Genomic DNA, 18586 nt, shown 5'->3' with positions numbered 1-18586 from the left:
TTTTATCAATCGCAATGATTGCTTTTGCCCGCCACCGGGGCGCGTCAAACGACACGGGTCCCGGCCTGCGCCGGGACGACAAGGAAAAAGAAACCTGAACCGGCGATATGCCGGATCCCTGCAGCCCTGCCACCCCGGCCCCGGACGGGACCCGACGACGTTCGGGGAAGCCCGATTTACAGCTGGCCCAGCAGGGTCTCGGCGTTCGACACTTCGAACTTGCCCGGCGCTTCCAGGTTCAGCTGCTTGACCACGCCGTCTTCCAGCAGCATGGAGTAACGCTGCGAACGCACGCCCATGCCCTTGGCGGTCAGGTCGAACTCCATGCCCAGTTCCTTGGTCAGCGCGGCGCTGCCGTCGGCCAGCATGCGCACCACGCCGGTGGCCTTCTGCTCGCGGCCCCAGGCGCCCATGACGAAGGCGTCGTTGACCGACAGGCACCAGATCTCGTCCACGCCTTTGGCCTTGAACTGCTCGGCTGCCGCGATGTAGCCCGGCACGTGCTTGGCCGAACAGGTCGGCGTGAAGGCGCCCGGCAGCGCGAACAGGGCGATCTTCTTGCCCTTGACCAGGTCGGACACCTTGAAGGCGTTCGGGCCCAGGCTGCAGCCTTCGGTTTCGGTCTCGATGAATTCGGTCAGGGTGCCTTCCGGCAGGCGGTCGCCGATCTTGATGGTCATGGTGTTTCCTCGTCTGGTTGTGGGTATCTAGTGCAATCCGGGCGGGCAAAAAAACGCCGCGCACGGGGCGCGGCGTTAGTATGCCCTGTTGTGGGCCGGGCTGCTGGAAATCACCCAGCCCGGCCACACAGCGAATGGGCAGCCTGCGATCAGTCCGCCTGCTTGCGCAGGAATGCCGGGATGTCGTAGGTTTCCATGCCGTTCTTTTCCAGGGCGCGCACGGTGTCGGAAGCCGACTCGCGACGCCACACGGCCGGCGCCTTCAGGCCGCCGAAGGCGGCTGCCGGCTGGGCGGCGCCCTGCATCACTGTGCCGGTGGCGGCCATGATGGGTTCGTTGTGTGTACCGGTACGCATCACCGGGGTCTGCACCAGCTGCACGGTCTTGCGGGCACGGCCCAGGCCGGTCGCCACCACGGTGACGCGGATCTCGTCGCCCATGGTGTCGTCGTAGGCGATGCCTTGCGCGATCGAGGCGTCGGCGGCGGCGAAGGCGCGCACGGTCGCCATCACTTCCTTGATTTCCTTGCCCTTCAGGCTGCGCGAGGCGGTCACGTTGACCAGCACGCCGCGCGCGCCGGACAGGTCGATGCCGTCCAGCAGCGGCGAAGCCACGGCCTGCTCGGCGGCCACGCGCGCGCGGTCGACGCCGGAAGCGGTCGCGGTGCCCATCATGGCCTTGCCCTGCTCGCCCATGATGGTCTTGACGTCGTTGAAGTCGACGTTGATGTGGCCCGGCACGTTGATGATTTCAGCAATACCGGCAACGGCGTTGTTAAGCACATCGTCGGCGTGGGACAGCCATTCGATCATGCTGTCGTCTTCGTAGATCTCTTCCAGCTTCTCGTTGAGGATGATGATCAGGGAATCGACGTGCTGCGACAGTTCTTCCAGGCCTGCGTCGGCGATGTCCATGCACTTCTGGCCTTCGTAGGAGAACGGCTTGGAAACCACCGCGACGGTCAGCGCGCCCTGCTGCTTGGCCACCTGCGCCACCACGGGAGCCGCGCCGGTGCCGGTGCCGCCGCCCATGCCTGCGGCGATGAACACCATGTGCGCGCCGCGCAGCGAGTCTTCGATGCGCGAACGGGTCTCTTCGGCCAGGCGGCGGCCGACTTCCGGCTGCATGCCCGCGCCCAGGCCGGTGTCGCCGATCTGGATGACGTTGTGCGCCTTGGACTGCTTGAGCGCCTGCGCGTCGGTGTTGGCGGCGATGAATTCCACGCCGTTGACGCCCTTGTTGATCATATGCTGCACAGCGTTGCCGCCGGCGCCGCCGACGCCCACGACCTTGATGATCGTACCCAGCGTCGCGTTGTCGACCATATCGATTTCCATGATGACTCCTTTAAATATATGTGTCTGCAGCTGGCAGTTGATAGGCATCACGCGGTGTGACGACTAGCAACTGAGAACTGCATGCCTGTCCAAGATTGTTTCAATCAACCGTTTTACTGTGCTACTGCGAACTCAAATTACTGACCTGCCGAATTACCAAAAACTGCCATACCGCCGAATTCTTGAACCGCCCAACCAACCGTCGCCCGAAGAGAACAAAAACTCCCGACACCGTACCGCCGTTGACGCAACCGCCGCCAAAACTTTTACATCCTGATGCACCTGCCCGCCGCGCACCTCAGAAATTGCCGAGGAACCATTCCTTCATGCGCTGCCATACCGCCTTCACCGAGCCCTCCTGGCGCGTCACGATGTAGCCGCGCAGGTATTGCTTCTTGGCTTCCTGCAGCAGGCCCAGCACGGTCGAGTAGCGCGGGCTGCGCACCACGTCGGCCAGCTGGCCGCTGTACTCCGGCGTGCCCAGGCGCGCCGGCTTGAGGAAGATGTCTTCGGCCAGCTCGGTCATGCCCGGCATCATCGAGGAGCCGCCGGTGAGCACGATGCCCGAGGACAGCACTTCTTCGTAACCCGACTCGCGCACCACCTGGTGCACCAGCGCGAACAGCTCTTCCACGCGCGGCTCGATGACCGCGGCCAGCGCCTGGCGCGACAGGGTGCGCGGGTTGCGGTCGCCCAGGCCGGGCACTTCCAGCGTCTCGGTCGGGTCGGCCAAGATCTGCTTGGCCACGCCGTAACGCAGTTTGATTTCTTCCGCTTCCAGCGTCGGCGTGCGCAACGCCATCGCGATGTCATTGGTGATCTGGTCGCCGGCGATGGGGATCACGGCGGTGTGGCGGATCGCGCCTTCGGTAAATACCGCCACGTCGGTGGTGCCGCCGCCGATGTCGACCAGCACCACGCCCAGCTCGCGCTCGTCCGGGGTCAGCACGGAGTCGGCCGACGCCATCGGCTGCAGGATCAGGTCCGACACTTCCAGGCCGCAACGGCGCACGCACTTGACGATGTTCTGCACTGCCGAGACCGCGCCGGTCACGATGTGCACTTTCACTTCCAGGCGGATGCCGCTCATGCCGATCGGCTCGCGCACGTCTTCCTGGTTGTCGACGATGAATTCCTGCGGGACCGTGTGCAGCAGCTGCTGGTCGGTCGGAATGTTGACGGCCTTGGCGGTTTCGATCACGCGCGAGACGTCGGCCGCCGTCACTTCCTTGTCCTTGATCGCCACCATGCCGCTCGAATTGAAGCTGCGGATGTGGCTGCCGGCGATGCCGGTATAGACGTTTCTGATCTTGCAGTCGGCCATTAGTTCGGCCTCTTCCAGGGCGCGCTGGATGGACTCGACGGTGGCCTCGATGTTGACCACCACGCCCTTCTTCAGCCCCTTGGACTCGGACTGGCCCAGGCCGATGACTTCATGGCGGCCGTCGGCCAGCACCTCGGCGACCACCGCGACCACCTTGGAGGTGCCGATGTCGAGACCGACGATCAGATTTTTTGCGTCTTTTGTCATATCGTTCCGCTTATTTCTTCTTTCCGTTCAATGCCGCCAGCACCATTCCATCCGCCTTGAGCGCCATCCCGTTGGGGTAACGCATGTCGACGCTCTCGATCTTGCCCTGCAATCTTTCCATCAGCTGGGGATACACCGCCACCAGCCTGTCGATCCGTTCCTTCAGCACCGCGTCGCCCTGGTCGCGCCCAAGCTCGACGGTCATGCCGTTGTCCATGCGCACCGTCCAGGCGTAGCGGTTGGACAGCACCAGCGACTCCGGCTCCAGCTTCAGCGGCGCGAACCACTGCCGGAACTGCGCCAGCCGCGTCACCACCTGCTTCTCGCTGCCCTCGGGGCCGTCGAACTCCAGCAGGTCGCCGTCGTCTTCGGCCTCGGCCAGGTTGGCGGTGAACACATCACCCTTCTGCGACAGCAGCTTGCCATCCTCGCCCCAGGTGCCCAGGGCCCTGTGTTCCTCGATCTTCACCACCAGCCGGTCCGGCCATTCGCGCCGCACCATCGCTTTGCGCACCCACGGCACCGCCTCGAAGGCCGCGCGCACCGCCGACAGGTCGGTGGTGAAGAAATTGCCGCGTATCTTCGGCACCGCCGCCGCGCGCACCGTCAGCGCGTTGATCTTTTCCAGCGGCAACTCGCCGGCGCTTTCGATACGTATCGTGTGCAGCGTAAACATCGGCCGCTGCGCCACCCACCACAGGCCCGATGCCATCAGGGCCAGCAGCACCAGCGCAAACAGCGCGCTGCTGACCGCATTGAGCATCTTGACGTCTTGCCACATTCCTTCGCGAGCTCCCCTGGCGCCTTAGGACTGGTCCGCCTGCGGCGTCCAGTTCTTCGAAGGCGTCATATCGAGCGCCGCCAGCTGCAGGATCTCGCAGCACAAATCCTCATAACTCAATCCCAGCGCCTTGGCGGCCATCGGCACCAGCGAATGGCTGGTCATGCCCGGCGAGGTATTGATTTCCAGCAGGTAAGGCTCGGCCTGGCCGTCCTTCTCGCGCAGCATGAAGTCGACGCGGCTCCAGCCGCGGCAGCCGACCGCGTGGAAGGCCTGCACCGCCAGTTCCTGCAGGCGCTGGGTCAGTTCTTCGCTGACCGGCGCCGGGCACAGGTACTTGGTGTCGTCGGTGAAATACTTGTGCTGGTAGTCGTAGTTGCCTTCGGGCGCACGGATCTCGATCACCGGCAGGGCGCGCGCATCGCGGCCGCTGCCGATCACCGGCACGGTCAGTTCGCGGCCGCGGATGAATTCTTCGGCCAGCACCACGTCGTCGTAGCGGGCGCACAGGTCGAAACCGGCCTGCACGTCGGAGTAGCCGTTGACCTTGGCGATGCCGATGGTCGAGCCCTCATGCGGCGCCTTGAGCATCAGCGGCAGGCCCAGCTCGTCAGGCACGGTGCGCAGCTGCTCGCGGGTGGTGGACTTGGCGTCCAGCACGGCGAAGCGCGGCGTCGGCAGCCCGTGCGCCAGCCAGATGCGCTTGGTCATGATCTTGTCCATGGCGATGCTCGACGCCATCACGCCGGGGCCGGTGTAGGGCAGGCCCATCTGTTCCAGCGCGCCCTGCAGCGTGCCGTCCTCGCCGTAGCGGCCGTGCAGCGCGATGAAGACGCGGTCGAATTTCTCCGCCTGCAACTCGCCCAGGCTGCGCTCGGCCGGATCGAACGGGTGCGCGTCCACGCCCTTGGAACGCAGGGCCTGCAGCACGCCGCTGCCCGACATCTTGGACACTTCGCGCTCGGCCGAGCGGCCGCCGTAGAGCACGCCGACGCGGCCGAAGGCCTTGATCTGGTCCTGGCTGATCATGCGCCCCCCTGTTCGGATTTTTCACCGGCCTGCGCCGTCAGGCGGCCGGGCACGGCGGAAATCGAGCCGGCGCCCATGGTCATCACCACGTCGCCGTCGCGCACCACGTTGCGGATGGTCTCGGGCATGTCGGCGATGTCGTCCACGAACACCGGTTCGACCTTGCCGGCCGCGCGCAGCGCATGCGCCAGCGAACGGCCGTCGGCGGCGACGATGGGCGACTCGCCGGCCGAATACACCTCGGCCAGCACCAGCACGTCAGGCTGCGACAGTACCTTGACGAAGTCTTCGAACAGGTCGCGCGTGCGGGTATAGCGGTGCGGCTGGAACGCCAGCACCAAGCGGCGGCCCGGATAGGCGCCGCGCGCGGCGGAGATCGTCGCGGCGGTCTCGACCGGATGGTGGCCGTAGTCGTCGACCAGCGTGAAGTGGCCGGCAGGCTTGCCTTCGGCGTCGAACAGCGGCACCTCGCCGTAGCGGGTGAAGCGGCGACCCACGCCGTTGAATTCGGTCAGCGCCTTTTGCGTGGCGGCGTCGTCCACGTCCAGCTCGCGCGCGATGGCGATCGCCGCGCAGGCGTTCTGCACGTTGTGCATGCCGGGCTGGTTCAGGCTCACCTGCATCGGCGCATAGCCGTCCTGGATCACGGTGAACTCCATCTTGCCGTCGACCGCGCGGGCGTCCACCGCGCGCACTTCGGCGTCCTCGTGGAAGCCGTAGGTGACGATGGGCTTGGACACCATCGGCATGATCTCGCGCACGTGCGGGTCGTCCAGGCACAGCACCGCCACGCCGTAGAACGGCAGGCGCTGGGTGAACTCGACGAAGGCCTGCTTCAGGCGCGCGAAGTCATGGTTGTAGGTCTCCATGTGGTCGGCGTCGATGTTGGTGATCACCTCGATCACCGGCGTCAGGTTCAGGAAGGACGCATCGGACTCGTCGGCCTCGGCCACGATGAATTCGCCGGTACCCAGCTTGGCGTTGGCGCCGGCCGAGGTCAGCCGGCCGCCGATCACGAAGGTCGGGTCCAGTCCGCCCTGGGCCAGCACGCTGGCTACCAGCGAAGTGGTAGTGGTCTTGCCGTGGGTGCCGGCGATCGCGATGCCCTTCTTCAGGCGCATCAGCTCGCCCAGCATCACCGCGCGCGGCACGATGGGGATGTGTTTCTTGCGCGCCGCCAGCACTTCCGGATTGTCGCCCTTGACGGCGGTGGAGGTGACGATGGCGTCGGCGCCGTCGATGTTCTCGGCCGCGTGGCCGTAGCGGATGCAGGCGCCCAGCTGCGCCAGGCGCTGGGTCGCGGCATTGCTGCCCAGGTCCGAGCCGGACACGCCGTAGCCCAGGTTCAACATGACCTCGGCGATGCCCGACATGCCGGAGCCGCCGATGCCGACGAAGTGAATATTCTTGACGCGATGCTTCATGGTGTTACCAGTCCTTCCAGCACGCGCGCGATCGCCTCATTGGCGTCGCGCCGGCCTTGTTCGTATGCCGCCTGCGCCATGTCCTGGCATGCAGCGCGGTCCATTTTCTGCAGCAAACCCGCCAGCGCGTCGGCTGTGAGTTCGCGTTGCGGCAGGTGTATCGCCGCGCGGTTTTGCGCCATCCATTTGGCGTTGTCGATCTGGTGCGAGGTGGTCGACACTGCCAGCGGCACCAGCACGCTCGCCACTCCGGCGGCGGTCAGTTCCGACACCGTGATGGCGCCGGCGCGGCAGATCACCAGGTCGGCCTCGGCGTAACGGCGCGGCATGTCGTCGATGAAATCCACCACCTCGGCCTGCACGCCCGCCTTGTCGTAGGCGGCGCGCAGCGCATCGATATGCTGCTTGCCCGACTGGTGCGTGACCAGCGGACGCTGCGCCGGCGGCAACTTGGCCAGCGCCGCCGGGACGTTGTCGTTCAACACCTTGGCGCCCAGGCTGCCGCCCACCACCAGGATCTTCAGCGGGCCGCTGCGCCCGGCATAGCGCTGCGCCGGCAGCGGCAGCGCCACGATTTCCTTGCGCACCGGGTTGCCGGTGACTTCGGCCTTGCCGGCTGCACGGCCAAAGTCGGCCGGGAAGCCGAACAGCACGCGGTCGGCCAGCGGCGTGAGCATCTTGTTCGACAGCAGCAGCGCGGCGTCGGCGTTGACCAGCACCAGCGGCTTGCCGCGCAGGCGCGCCATCGCGCCGCCCGGCACCGTCACGTAACCGCCCATGCCCAGCACCACGTCCGGGCGACGGCGTCCGAGGATGGCGAAGCAGCTGAAGAAGCTGGCCGCCATGCGCAACACGCCCTTGACCGTATGCATCAGGCCCTTGCCGCGCAGGCCGGCGAAGACGATGGTGTCCATCTCCACGCCATGGCGCGGGACCAGGTCGCGCTCCATGCCGTGCGAAGTACCCAGCCAGCTCACCTGCCAGCCGCGCGCGCGCATGGTGTCGGCGATCGCCAGGCCCGGGAAGATGTGGCCGCCGGTGCCGGCCGCCATGATCAGCAATTTGCGGGGAGTGCTCACAGGCGTCCTCCTCGCATCAGCACGCGGTTCTCGTAATCGATGCGCAGCAGGATCGCCAGGCCCACGCAGTTGAGCAGCACGCCGGAGCCGCCATAGCTCATCAGCGGCAGCGTCAGGCCCTTGGTCGGCAGCAGGCCCAGGTTCACGCCCATGTTGATGAAGGCCTGCACGCCCAGCCAGATGCCGATGCCCTTGGCCACCAGGCCGGCGAAGGTCAGGTCCAGCGCGATGGCCTGGCGGCCGATCTCGAAGGCATGCTTGACCAGCCAGTAGAACAGCAGCACCACCACCAGCACGCCGGCAAAGCCGAGTTCCTCGCCGATCACGGCCAGCAGGAAGTCGGTGTGCGCCTCGGGCAGGTAATGCAGTTTTTCCACGCTGCTGCCCAGGCCCACGCCGAACAGCTCGCCGCGACCGAAGGCGATCAGCGAGTGCGACAGCTGGTAAGCCTTGCCCAGCGCGTTTTCCTCTTCCCACGGATTGAGGTAGGCGAAGATACGCTCGCGCCGCCACGGCGACATCACGATCACCAGGGTGAACACGCCGCCCAGCATGGCGCTGATGCCGCCGAACCAGATGCCGTTGATGCCGCCCAGGAACAGGATGCCCATGGCGATGCAGACAATCACGCCGAACGCGCCCAGGTCGGGCTCCAGCAGCAGCAGCAGGCCGACCAGGCCGACGGCGGCGGCCATCGGCGCAAAGCCCTTGACCAGCTTGTGCATCACCGCCTGCTTGCGCACCGTGTAGTCGGCCGCGTACAGCACGATGAAGAGCTTCATCAGCTCGGACGGCTGCAGGTTGATCACCTTCAGCGACAGCCAGCGCTTGGCGCCGTTGACGCCCTTGCCCACGCCCGGGATCAGCACCATCAGCAGCAGGATCAGCGTGATGGCGAACAGGTACGGCGCCCATTTCTGCCAGGTCTCGATCTTCACGCGGAACGCCAGCGCGCCGGCGATGATCGAGAGCACGATGAAGATCGCCTGGCGGGTCAGGAAGTGGTAGTTCGAATAGGAGGCGTACTTGGGCGAATCGGGCAAGGCGACCGACGCCGAATACACCATCACCATGCCGAACAGCATGAGCAGCAGCACCACCCAGATCAGCGGCTGGTCGTACTCCATCATGCGCGAGCGCTGCTCGAAGCCGACGCTGCCGGAATGCCCGCCCAGGCCGCTCTTGAGGCGACCGGCGGCAGCCGGGGCGGCGTCTTTGACGCTGCCCAGCATTCCACGCAGTGACGACAGTCCGAGCTTCATGCGATCACCTCGCCGCGCGAGAGCGCCAGTTCACGCACCGCGTCCACGAAGACCTCGGCGCGGTGCGCATAGTTGCGGAACATGTCAAAGCTGGCGCACGCCGGCGACAGCAGGACGATCTCGCCCGAGCGCGCCATGTCGCCGGCCTTCTGTACCGCCTCGTCCATGCTCGCGCAGTCGATCAGCTCGACGCCGGTGTCGGCCAGCGCGGCGCGGATCACCGGCGCGTCGCGGCCGATCAGCAGCACCGCGCGGCCGTACTTGCTTACCGGCAGCGCCAGCGGCGCAAAGTCCTGGCCCTTGCCTTCGCCGCCCGCGATCAGCAGGATGCGGTTGGGACGGCCGCCCAGGCCCAGCCCGTTCAGGGCGGCCACGGTAGCGCCGACGTTGGTGCCCTTGCTGTCGTCGTAATACTCCACTTCCTGCACCACGCCCACCAGCTCGACGCGGTGCGGCTCGCCCGTGTAGTCGCGCAGGCCGTGCAGCAGCGGCGCCATCGGCAGGTCGATCGCGCGGCACAGCGCCAGCGCGGCCAGCGCGTTCATGGCGTTGTGGGCGCCGCGGATCTTCAGCGCATCGGCCGGCATCAGGCGCTTGACGGTCACCGGCGGCGGCACCAGTTCCTTCTGCTTGCGGCGGCGACGGCCTTCCGGCTGTTCGTCGTCTTCATGCACGAAGCCGTTGGCCAGCCACAGCATGCCGTTGTCATTGATCAGGCCGAAGCTGTCCGGCGCGGACGGTTCGTCCAGGCCGAACGAGGACAGCGGCGCGGCCGGGTCGGACATCGCCATCACCAGCGCGTCGTCGCGGTTGAGCACGCGCACGGTGCGTTCGCCGAAGATGCGCGCCTTGTCGGCGGCATAGGCGTCCATGCTGCCGTGCCAGTCCAGGTGATCCTGGGTCACGTTGAGCACGGTGGCGGCATCGGCCTGCAGGCTGTGCGTGGTGTGCAACTGGAAGCTCGACAGCTCCAACACCCAGGCCTGCGGCATCGAGCCGCGATAGGTCGGCTCCGGCGGCGGAGGCGGCGGCACGGCGGCCAGCGCGTCTTCGTCAGCGGTGCGGGAGACTTCCATGAAGTCGCCCAGGTTCATGCCTTCGGGCGCGGCTGCTTCGTTGCCGGGAACGTCGGTCTGCACGCCGGCGTCGACCGACGCGTCGGCATTGGCGGCTTCAGCCGGCAGGTGTTCGGCGCCTTCGGTGATCTCGGTGGCCAGCGTGGGCGGTGCTTCGTGAACATCGTCAGCTTCCCGAGCTTCGGGCGCGTCGAGTGCTTCGGTCGCTTGCACCGCTTGGCCTTCGGACGGCGTCTCTCCGGCATCGGACGCAGCAGGTTCGGTCGCCTCGCCGGACGGGTCTTCACCGCCGACGGCGGCATCCGCTTGCGACTGCTCCAATGCAACAGGCTCGGCGTCGTCTACGACCGACGGCGACAGCAGGTCGGCCTGCGCATCGTTGGCGGCCGGCGTCGCGGCTTCCGGCACCGGGAACGGGACCGGCACGGCGATGGCGGCGGCTTCCTCGATGCGGGCGGCGGCGCGCTTGTGGCGGGCTTCTTCGGCGGCCTGCTGTTCGGCCAGCTCGGCGGCGCGCGCGGCTTGCTCTTCGGCCTCGGCCTGGGCCTGGATGGCGGCGATCGCATCCTGCTCGGCCAGTTCGGCCAGGAACACCTTGTCCCTGATCACGGCTTCGCGCAGCACGTCCAGCGCGGCCGGGCTGATGTTGCCGGCGACCTTGACCGACAGGCCGGCGCGTTCGCACAGCTGACCGGTCAGGCTGGTGACGGTGGTCTTGCCGTTGGTGCCGGTGATGGCCAGCACCCTGGGCTTGTACAACGTCTCTTCGCGCAGCGCCGCCAGGGCCTGGGCGAACAGTTCGATCTCGCCCCACAGCGGCAGGCCGCGCTCGGCGATGGCGGACATCAGCGGCGCCAGCTCGCCCTCGGGCGCAAGGCCGGGACTGACGGCGACGAAGTCCACGCCGTCCAGCAGTTCGGGCGCAAAGGCGCGACCCAGCACGGCCTCGGCCTGCGCATCGTCGGCGCGCAGGGCAGCCAGGCGCTCGGCCAGTGCGGCCTCCGTACGCGTATCGGCCACGCGCACGCCGGCGCCGCAGTAGACCAGCCACCGCGCCATTGCCAGGCCGGACTCGCCGAGTCCGAGCACCAGAACGTGTTTGCCCGAGTAATTCATTCTTTCCTGCTCACTTCTTTCACTTCATCAAACTGCCAAGGGCGCCGCCTTGCTTTGCTCGCAAGGGGCGCCGTGTATTCATTGCCGGCCTGCCTCAGCGCAACTTCAGCGTGGACAGGCCCACCAGCACCAGCATCATGGTGATGATCCAGAAGCGGACCACCACCTGGGTTTCCTTCCAGCCCTTCTGTTCATAGTGATGGTGCAACGGCGCCATCAGCAGCACGCGGCGGCCGGTGCCGAAACGCTTCTTCGTGTACTTGAAATAGGCCACCTGGATCATCACCGACAGCGTCTCCACCACGAAGATGCCGCCCATGATGAACAGCACGATCTCCTGGCGCACGATCACGGCGATGGTGCCCAGCGCGCCGCCCAGCGCCAGCGCGCCGACGTCGCCCATGAACACCTGCGCCGGGTAGGCGTTGTACCAGAGGAAGGCCAGGCCGGCGCCGCCCATGGCGCCGCAGAAGATCAGCAGCTCGCCCGCGCCGGGAATGTGCGGGATGAACAGGTATTTGGCGTAGCTGGCGTTGCCGGTCAGGTAAGCGAACAGGCCCAGCGCGGCGCCCACCAGCACGGTGGGCATGATGGCCAGGCCGTCCAGGCCGTCGGTCAGGTTGACGGCGTTGCTGGTGCCGACGATGACGAAGTAGGTCAGCGCGATGAAGCCCCACACGCCCAGCGGATAGCTCACGCTCTTGAAGAACGGCACGATCAGGTCGGCCTTGGGCGGCAGGTCGAGGCTGAAGCCGGATTGCACCCAGGCCATGAACAGGTCGAGCACCTTCATGTTGCTCACTTCGGACACCGAGAACGCCAGGTAGAACGCGGCCACCAGGCCGATCAGCGACTGCCAGAAATACTTTTCGCGCGAGCGCATGCCTTGCGGGTCGCGATAGACCACCTTGCGGTAGTCGTCGACCCAGCCGATGGCGCCGAAGCCCAGGGTCACGATCAGCACGATCCAGACGAAGCGGTTGGACAGGTCGGCCCACAGCAGGGTCGAGATGCCGATGCCGATCAGGATCAGCACGCCGCCCATGGTCGGGGTGCCGGACTTGATCAGGTGGGTCTGCGGGCCGTCGGTGCGCACGGCCTGGCCGACCTTCATGCGGGTCAGCATGCGGATCACGGCGGGGCCTGCGATCATGCCGATCAGCAACGCCGTCAGCGTGGCGAACACCGCGCGGAAGGTGATGAAGCTGAACAGGCGCAGGAAGCCGAAGTCCTGTTGAAAATTCTGAGCGAGCCAGACCAGCATGCTAATGGGTCTCCTGTTGATGTTGCGTGTTGGATTCAACGTTGACCAGATGCTGTACAACTCGCTCCATCTTCATGAAGCGTGAACCTTTTACCAAAACGGTCGCGCCTTGCGGCGCGGCCTGCTCCACCGCCGCGCAGAGCGCGCCGATGTCGTCGAAGTGCGCCGATTCCTGCGCGGCTTCGCCTTGTGTTTCCTGATAGGCCTGCACCGCGTGGCGCATCAGCTCGCCGGTCGCGTAGAAGCGCGGGATGCCGCGGCTCTTGGCGTAGGCGCCGATCTCGCGGTGGAACTGCGGACCCTGGTCGCCGACCTCGCCCATGTCGCCCAGCACCAGCACGCGCCGGCCGTCGATGGCGGCCAGCACGTCGACGGCGGCGCGCACCGAATCCGGGTTGGCGTTGTAGGTGTCGTCGATCACCAGCGCGCCGCTGATGGCCTGTTTGCGTTGCAGGCGGCCATTGACCGGCGCGAAGTTTTCCAGCCCGCGCACCACGGCCTCGACCGGGATGCCGGAACCCAGTGCGCAAGCCGCTGCCGCAAGCGCATTGCGCACATTGTGCTCGCCCACGGCGGCCAGTTCGACCTTGAAATGGGCGGGCGGGACGGCCAGTCCCTTGACGGTGACTTCCATCGTGCTGCCGAAGACGCCGGCCTTGTAGGTCGCGCCGACGTCGGCCTGCTCATTCAGGCCGAAGGTCAGCACCCGGCGCGCGCCCGCCTCTTCGCGCCACAGCGCGGTGAAGGCGTCGTCGGCGGGGAACACCGCCACGCCGTCGGCCGGCAGATGGCGGATCACCGCGCCGTTCTCGCGCGCCACCGCTTCCACGGTGGCCATGAATTCTTGGTGCTCGCGCTGGGCATTGTTGACCAGGCCCAGCGTCGGCTGCGCGATGCGTGACAAGACAGCGATCTCGCCCGGATGGTTCATTCCCATCTCGATCACCGCGGCCTGGTGCGCGGGCTGCATGCGGAACAAGGTCAGCGGCACGCCGATCTCGTTGTTGAAATTGCCGCGCGTGCCAAGGTAGCCGTCGTCGCCAAAAGCGGCGGCGAGGATGGAGGCGATCATTTCCTTGACCGTGGTCTTGCCGTTGCTGCCGGTCACGCCGATCACCGGCACCTGATGCAGGGCGCGCCAGCCGTGGGCGATCTGGCCCAGCGCGGCGCGGGTGTCCGGCACCACGATGGCCGGCACCGCGAGTCCGGCCGGCACGCGCTCCACCACCACGGCGCAGGCGCCCTGGGCGACCACGGCGTCGAGGAAATCATGCGCGTCGAAACGTTCGCCGCGCAGCGCCACGAAGACATTGCCCGGCTTGACCGCGCGGCTGTCGGTGACGACGTCGTTCAACGCCAGCACGCCGGCCGGCGCGTTGACCACGCCCGGCACCGTGTGCGCGGAGGCGGCGGCCTCGGCGGCGCGGATCCACTCCAGCATCTGCGCGAAGTCGAATTTCATCACGCGCCTCCCATCATGGTCGAGCGCGCGGCCAGCGCCAGCGCGACGTGATCGGCATCGAGGAAGGGCAATTTCTTGCCGGCGATTTCCTGGTAGGCCTCATGCCCCTTGCCGGCCAGCAGCACGACGTCGCTCTTGGTGGCATGGCGGATGGCCCACAGGATGGCGCCGGCGCGGTCTTCCAGCACCACCGGTTCGATGCGCGCGATGCCGGCGCGGATCTGGTCGATGATGACCTTGGGATCTTCGCTGCGCGGGTTGTCGCTGGTCAGCACCACGTGGTCGGCCTGTTCGGAGACGCGGCCCATCTGCGGGCGCTTGCCCGGATCGCGGTCGCCGCCGCAGCCGAACACGCACCACAGCTCGCCGCCGCGCTGGGTGGCGACCTGGCGCAGCGTGGCCAGGGTCTTGTCCAGGGCGTCCGGCGTATGGGCGTAGTCGATCACGATCAGCGGCACGTCCGGACCACCGAACTGCTGCATGCGCCCGGGCGCGGCGGTCAGCGCGCCGGCGGCGGCCACCACGGCTTCCCAGGCCACGCCCTTGGCCAGCAGCACGCCCATGATGCCGAGCACGTTGCTGACGTTGAAACGGCCCACCAGCTGAGTCTTGACCTGGCCGCTGCCGAACGGCGAATCGACCTGGAACACGGTGCCGGCATGGCTGCTGCGGATATTGCTGGCGCGCAGCGTCGGCACGCCGGCGGCGGCCGGATCGATCTCGTCTTCCAGCGCGTAGCCGATCAGCGGCACCTGGCGCGCCTGCACCAGCGGCAGCAGGCGCACGCCCATGGGGTCGTCGAGGTTGACCACGGCATGCTTCAAGCCGTCCCATTCGAACAGCTTGCGCTTGGCGGCCTCATAGCTCGCCATGTCGCCGTGGTAGTCCAGGTGGTCGCGCGTGAAATTGGTAAACAGGGCGACGTCGACGTGCATGCCGTTCATGCGGCCCTGCGCCAGCCCGATCGACGAGGCCTCGATCGCCAGCGCGGCGACCTTGGCCTTGGCCAGCTTGGACAGGTTGCGTTGCAGCAGCACCGCGTCCGGCGTGGTGTAGCCGGTAACGTCGAAAGCCTGCGCGCGGCCGGCCAGGAAGGTGCCCACGCCCAGCGTGCCGACCACGCCGGCCAGCCCTGCGCCCGGCAGGCGCGACAGCGCCGAACCCAGCCACCAGGAGCAGGACGTCTTGCCGTTGGTGCCGGTGATGGCCACGGTGAACATGCCGGCATCGGGCCGGCCGTACCAGGCGGCGGCGACCTCGCCGGCCCTGGCCTTCAAATCCTCTACCGCCAGGCGCGGCAGCTCGAGCTGCGCCGGCCAGTCGAAGCCGGCGGCCTCATAGACCACCGCCGCGGCGCCGCGCTCGACCGCATCCGCTATATAAGAGCGGCCGTCGGCGTCGCCCACGTAGGCGAAGAACACGTCGCCCGGCGCAATGGCGCGCGAGTCGGCGCTCAACTGGGCGCCGGCCGCATTGGCCTGCAACCAGTCGTGGATGTCCTTGACCTCAAGCGCTCGCGAGCTCATTACATACTCTCCTCGAGCGGTTCTTTGGGGATGATGATGTTGGTCACGCTCGAATCCGGCGGCACGTTCAGCGCGCGCAGCGCGTTGGCGGCGACGTTGGCGAACACCGGACCGGCCACCGGGCCGCCGTAGTGCTGCACGGTCGGTTCATCGATCATGACCGCGATGATCAGGCGCGGGTCCGACATCGGCGCGATGCCGGAGAACGACGCCACGTATTTGCGCACGTACTTGCCGCCCTCGATCTTGTAGGCCGTACCGGTCTTGCCGCCCACGCGGTAGCCGGGCACCTGGGCCTGCGGCGCGGTGCCGCCGGGGGCAACCACGGTTTCCAGCATGCGGCGCATCTGCAAGGCGGTGTTCTCGGAGATCACGCGCTGGCCGATCGGCGAATCGTTCACCTTGGTGAAGGACAGCGGGATGATGTCGCCGTTGCGGGCGAAGATCAGATAGGCATGCGCCACCTGGATCAGCGACACGGCGATGCCGTGGCCGTAGCTCATGGTGGCCTGCTCGATCGGGCGCCACGACTTGTAGGGACGCACGCGGCCGGCGACAGCGCCGGGGAAGCCGTACTTGGGCTGCTGGCCGAAACCGACGGTGGTGAACATTTCCCACATCTCTTCGGGCGGCATCTGCAGCGCGATCTTGGCGGTGCCGATGTTGGACGACTTCTCGATGATCTGCGCCACCGTCAGCGGACCGTGGGCATGCGAGTCGCCGATGGTGGCGGTGCCGATGGTCATCTTGCCGGGCGCGGTCTGGAACACCGTCGACGGCGTCACGCGGTGGGTGTCCAGCGCCAGCGCCACGGTGAAGGGCTTGAGGATGGAGCCGGGCTCGAAGGTGTCGGTGACGACGCGGTTGCGCAGCTGCGCGCCGGTCAGCACCGAACGGTCGTTAGGGTTGTAGGTCGGCAGGTTGGCCAGCGCCAGCACCTCGCCGGTCTTGGCGTCGACCACGATGATGCCACCGGCCTTGGCCTTGTTCTTCTCCACCGCTTCTTTCAGCTGGGTGAAGGCGATGTACTGGATCTTGCTGTCGATGGACAGGGTCAGGTCGCGGCCGTCGTGCGGCTCGCGGATCGATTCGATGTCCTCGACGATGCGGCCCAGCCGGTCCTTGATCACGCGGCGGCTGCCGGTGGTGCCGGCCAGCGTCTTCTGCGCGCCCAGCTCCATGCCGTCCTGGCCGGCGTCCTCGATGTTGGTGAAGCCGACCACGTGCGCCATCACCTCGCCTTCGGGGTAGAAGCGCTTGTATTCCTTGCGGGTCTCGATGCCGGGGATGCCCAGCTTGGCGATCTTGTCGGTGACTTCCTGCTCCACCTGGCGCTTCAGGTAGACGAAGCTGCGGTCGGAGTCGAGCTTCTTGCGCAGCTCGGCGTCGCTCATCTCGAGCAGCCTGGCCAGCTCGCGCAGCTTGTCCTTGGGCGCGGCCTGCACGTCCTCGGGGATCGCCCACACCGCCTTGACCGGCACCGACGAGGCCAGTACCTGGCCGTTGCGGTCGGTGATCTTGCCGCGCGTGGCCGGCAGCTCCAGCGTGCGCGCGTAGCGCGAGGCGCCCTGCTTTTGCAGGAAGTCGGTCGACACGCCCTGCAGCCACAGCGCGCGCACCACCAGCGCGACGAACGCGGCAAACAGTACGAACAGCACGAAGCGCGAACGCCACGCCGGCAGCTTCACCTGCAGGATGGGATTGGAAGAGAAGGCGACGCCCTTGGAGGCGGCGACTCTGCCGCCGGCGACATTGGTGCGCGGGGGCATGCGGGTCATTTCGCCCCCACCGTCAGGTATTGGGTACGCGCCGCGGTCAGCGGCACCATGCCCAGGTCACGCCGCGCCAGTTCCTCGATGCGGGCGTTCTTGCCCAGGGTCGACTGGTCCAGCTGCAGTTGCGCCCAGTCGACGTCGAGCTGGCGCGCCGCGGTCTGGGCGCGTTCCAGTTCGATGAACAGGCTGCGCGCCCGGTACTGGGCGCTCACCACCGACAGGGCACAGCCCACCAGCACGGCGGTCAGGAAGATGCACAGGCGGCCGGTCACGAAGAGGCTCCCATGGCGGCCGTACGCTCGAGGCCGCGCATCACCGCCGAGCGCGCGCGCGGGTTGGCGCTGACTTCTTCGTCGCTGGGCATGACCCGCGAGAGCAGGCGAGCGGGAGCGCGCGGCAGGTCGGCCGCACGAATCGGCAGGCGGCGGTCAGGCTGCGGCGCATGGGCTTTGGATGCCATGAACTGCTTGACGATGCGGTCTTCCAGCGAGTGAAAGCTGATCACCACCAATCTCCCGTGCTGCGCCATCTGCCGAAACGCTTTCTCCAGTCCTACTTCGAGTTCTTCAAGCTCTTGATTGACGAAAATCCGTACAGCCTGAAATGTACGAGTGGCCGGGTCTTTGCCTTTCTCGCGGGTTTTGACGGCTTGTGCCACGAGCGCGGCAAGCTGTCGTGTGCTTGAAATTGGCTCGATTGCCCGGCCAGCAACAATCTTCTTTGCAATCTGAAGAGCAAACCGTTCTTCCCCATAATCACGTATCACCTTTGCAATCGTCTGTTCGTCCGCCGTTGCCAGCCAATCCGCTGCCGACACGCCGCGCGTGGTATCCATGCGCATGTCCAGCGGGCCATCCAAGCGAAAACTGAAGCCGCGCGCGGCGTCATCCACCTGCGGCGACGAAATGCCCAAATCCATCAATACCCCGTCGACCTGGTCGATGCCGCGAGCGGCAAGCGCCTCGTCCAGCGTGGCGAAGCTGTCGTGCACGATCTCGAACCGTGCATCGTCGATCTTCTCCGCCGTGGCGATGGCCAACGGGTCCTTGTCAAATGCGATCAGCCTGCCGCGCGGTCCCAGCTTGGCCAGGATGGCGCGGCTGTGGCCGCCGCGTCCGAACGTACCGTCCAGATACACACCGTCGGCACGCAGGCCTTCGATGGCCAGCATGTCCACGGCTTCTTCCAACAGCACGGTGCGGTGCTGCAGCTCGGGCACCGGTTGCAGATTCATCTCGTCGCGC

General features: G+C 66.8%; 15 protein-coding genes. All 15 read right to left on the bottom strand.

Features of this window, described 5'->3' with window-relative positions:
• Nucleotides 1-176 precede the first annotated feature (176 nt).
• The 15 genes from CEJ42_RS22105 to rsmH all read right to left on the bottom strand — a co-directional run bounded on the left by CEJ42_RS22105 (nucleotide 177) and on the right by rsmH (nucleotide 18576).
• Nucleotides 177-680: a peroxiredoxin gene (locus CEJ42_RS22105; protein ID WP_088752569.1), complete on the bottom strand. Its 504-nt coding sequence runs from the start codon at nucleotides 678-680 to the stop codon at nucleotides 177-179.
• A 149-nt stretch (nucleotides 681-829) separates the two neighbouring features.
• On the bottom strand, nucleotides 830-2017 hold the full coding sequence (gene ftsZ, locus CEJ42_RS22100) for a cell division protein FtsZ (protein WP_079217108.1): 1188 nt from the start codon (nucleotides 2015-2017) through the stop codon (nucleotides 830-832).
• 298 nt (nucleotides 2018-2315) lie between these two features.
• Nucleotides 2316-3548, bottom strand: coding sequence for a cell division protein FtsA (gene ftsA, locus CEJ42_RS22095; RefSeq protein ID WP_079217109.1), 1233 nt, complete (start codon nucleotides 3546-3548; stop codon nucleotides 2316-2318).
• A 10-nt stretch (nucleotides 3549-3558) separates the two neighbouring features.
• The gene (locus CEJ42_RS22090) at nucleotides 3559-4329 is read right to left on the bottom strand and encodes a cell division protein FtsQ/DivIB (protein ID WP_079217110.1); all 771 of its coding nucleotides are present in this window, start codon (nucleotides 4327-4329) and stop codon (nucleotides 3559-3561) included.
• A 24-nt stretch (nucleotides 4330-4353) separates the two neighbouring features.
• A complete protein-coding gene (locus CEJ42_RS22085) occupies nucleotides 4354-5358 on the bottom strand; it encodes a D-alanine--D-alanine ligase (RefSeq protein ID WP_079217111.1) in 1005 nt (334 codons plus the stop codon).
• Nucleotides 5355-6782, bottom strand: coding sequence for a UDP-N-acetylmuramate--L-alanine ligase (gene murC, locus CEJ42_RS22080; protein WP_079217112.1), 1428 nt, complete (start codon nucleotides 6780-6782; stop codon nucleotides 5355-5357). The genes CEJ42_RS22085 and murC overlap by 4 nt, the downstream gene beginning before the upstream one ends.
• A complete protein-coding gene (murG, locus tag CEJ42_RS22075) occupies nucleotides 6779-7861 on the bottom strand; it encodes an undecaprenyldiphospho-muramoylpentapeptide beta-N-acetylglucosaminyltransferase (protein ID WP_088752568.1) in 1083 nt (360 codons plus the stop codon). The genes murC and murG overlap by 4 nt, the downstream gene beginning before the upstream one ends.
• The gene (gene ftsW / locus CEJ42_RS22070) at nucleotides 7858-9123 is read right to left on the bottom strand and encodes a putative lipid II flippase FtsW (RefSeq protein ID WP_079217114.1); all 1266 of its coding nucleotides are present in this window, start codon (nucleotides 9121-9123) and stop codon (nucleotides 7858-7860) included. The genes murG and ftsW overlap by 4 nt, the downstream gene beginning before the upstream one ends.
• The gene (gene murD / locus CEJ42_RS22065) at nucleotides 9120-11315 is read right to left on the bottom strand and encodes a UDP-N-acetylmuramoyl-L-alanine--D-glutamate ligase (protein WP_088752567.1); all 2196 of its coding nucleotides are present in this window, start codon (nucleotides 11313-11315) and stop codon (nucleotides 9120-9122) included. Before murD ends, ftsW begins: the two co-directional genes overlap by 4 nt.
• 94 nt (nucleotides 11316-11409) lie before the next feature.
• Entirely contained in the window at nucleotides 11410-12579 is a 1170-nt protein-coding gene (gene mraY / locus CEJ42_RS22060; protein ID WP_079217116.1) for a phospho-N-acetylmuramoyl-pentapeptide-transferase, read from the bottom strand.
• Between the two features lies 1 nt (nucleotide 12580).
• Nucleotides 12581-14044 carry a UDP-N-acetylmuramoyl-tripeptide--D-alanyl-D-alanine ligase gene (locus tag CEJ42_RS22055; RefSeq protein ID WP_088752566.1) on the bottom strand — a complete coding sequence of 488 codons (1464 nt, stop codon included), beginning with the start codon at nucleotides 14042-14044 and terminating at the stop codon, nucleotides 12581-12583.
• On the bottom strand, nucleotides 14041-15567 hold the full coding sequence (locus tag CEJ42_RS22050; protein ID WP_088752565.1) for a UDP-N-acetylmuramoyl-L-alanyl-D-glutamate--2,6-diaminopimelate ligase: 1527 nt from the start codon (nucleotides 15565-15567) through the stop codon (nucleotides 14041-14043). The genes CEJ42_RS22055 and CEJ42_RS22050 overlap by 4 nt, the downstream gene beginning before the upstream one ends.
• Nucleotides 15567-17345, bottom strand: coding sequence for a peptidoglycan D,D-transpeptidase FtsI family protein (locus tag CEJ42_RS22045; RefSeq protein WP_079217119.1), 1779 nt, complete (start codon nucleotides 17343-17345; stop codon nucleotides 15567-15569). The genes CEJ42_RS22050 and CEJ42_RS22045 overlap by 1 nt, the downstream gene beginning before the upstream one ends.
• Nucleotides 17342-17614 carry a cell division protein FtsL gene (gene ftsL, locus CEJ42_RS22040; protein ID WP_079217120.1) on the bottom strand — a complete coding sequence of 91 codons (273 nt, stop codon included), beginning with the start codon at nucleotides 17612-17614 and terminating at the stop codon, nucleotides 17342-17344. The genes CEJ42_RS22045 and ftsL overlap by 4 nt, the downstream gene beginning before the upstream one ends.
• On the bottom strand, nucleotides 17611-18576 hold the full coding sequence (gene rsmH / locus CEJ42_RS22035; protein WP_079217121.1) for a 16S rRNA (cytosine(1402)-N(4))-methyltransferase RsmH: 966 nt from the start codon (nucleotides 18574-18576) through the stop codon (nucleotides 17611-17613). The genes ftsL and rsmH overlap by 4 nt, the downstream gene beginning before the upstream one ends.
• Nucleotides 18577-18586: the final 10 nt, after the last annotated feature.

Source organism: Herbaspirillum robiniae, assembly GCF_002213415.1.
Lineage (GTDB): Bacteria > Pseudomonadota > Gammaproteobacteria > Burkholderiales > Burkholderiaceae_D > Herbaspirillum > Herbaspirillum robiniae.
Note: the sequence above shows the minus strand (reverse complement) of the source record. Positions and strands in the feature narration are given on the sequence as shown.

What these genes read in the sequence shown, in the direction of transcription:
- CEJ42_RS22105 (WP_088752569.1), bottom strand. Translation starts at nt 680, where the DNA reads ATGACCATCAAGATCGGCGACCGCCTGCCGGAAGGCACCCTGACCGAA.
- ftsZ (WP_079217108.1), bottom strand. Translation starts at nt 2,017, where the DNA reads ATGGAAATCGATATGGTCGACAACGCGACGCTGGGTACGATCATCAAG.
- ftsA (WP_079217109.1), bottom strand. Translation starts at nt 3,548, where the DNA reads ATGACAAAAGACGCAAAAAATCTGATCGTCGGTCTCGACATCGGCACC.
- CEJ42_RS22090 (WP_079217110.1), bottom strand. Translation starts at nt 4,329, where the DNA reads ATGTGGCAAGACGTCAAGATGCTCAATGCGGTCAGCAGCGCGCTGTTT.
- CEJ42_RS22085 (WP_079217111.1), bottom strand. Translation starts at nt 5,358, where the DNA reads ATGATCAGCCAGGACCAGATCAAGGCCTTCGGCCGCGTCGGCGTGCTC.
- murC (WP_079217112.1), bottom strand. Translation starts at nt 6,782, where the DNA reads ATGAAGCATCGCGTCAAGAATATTCACTTCGTCGGCATCGGCGGCTCC.
- ftsW (WP_079217114.1), bottom strand. Translation starts at nt 9,123, where the DNA reads ATGAAGCTCGGACTGTCGTCACTGCGTGGAATGCTGGGCAGCGTCAAA.
- murD (WP_088752567.1), bottom strand. Translation starts at nt 11,315, where the DNA reads ATGAATTACTCGGGCAAACACGTTCTGGTGCTCGGACTCGGCGAGTCC.
- mraY (WP_079217116.1), bottom strand. Translation starts at nt 12,579, where the DNA reads ATGCTGGTCTGGCTCGCTCAGAATTTTCAACAGGACTTCGGCTTCCTG.
- CEJ42_RS22050 (WP_088752565.1), bottom strand. Translation starts at nt 15,567, where the DNA reads ATGAGCTCGCGAGCGCTTGAGGTCAAGGACATCCACGACTGGTTGCAG.
- CEJ42_RS22045 (WP_079217119.1), bottom strand. Translation starts at nt 17,345, where the DNA reads ATGACCCGCATGCCCCCGCGCACCAATGTCGCCGGCGGCAGAGTCGCC.
- rsmH (WP_079217121.1), bottom strand. Translation starts at nt 18,576, where the DNA reads ATGAATCTGCAACCGGTGCCCGAGCTGCAGCACCGCACCGTGCTGTTG.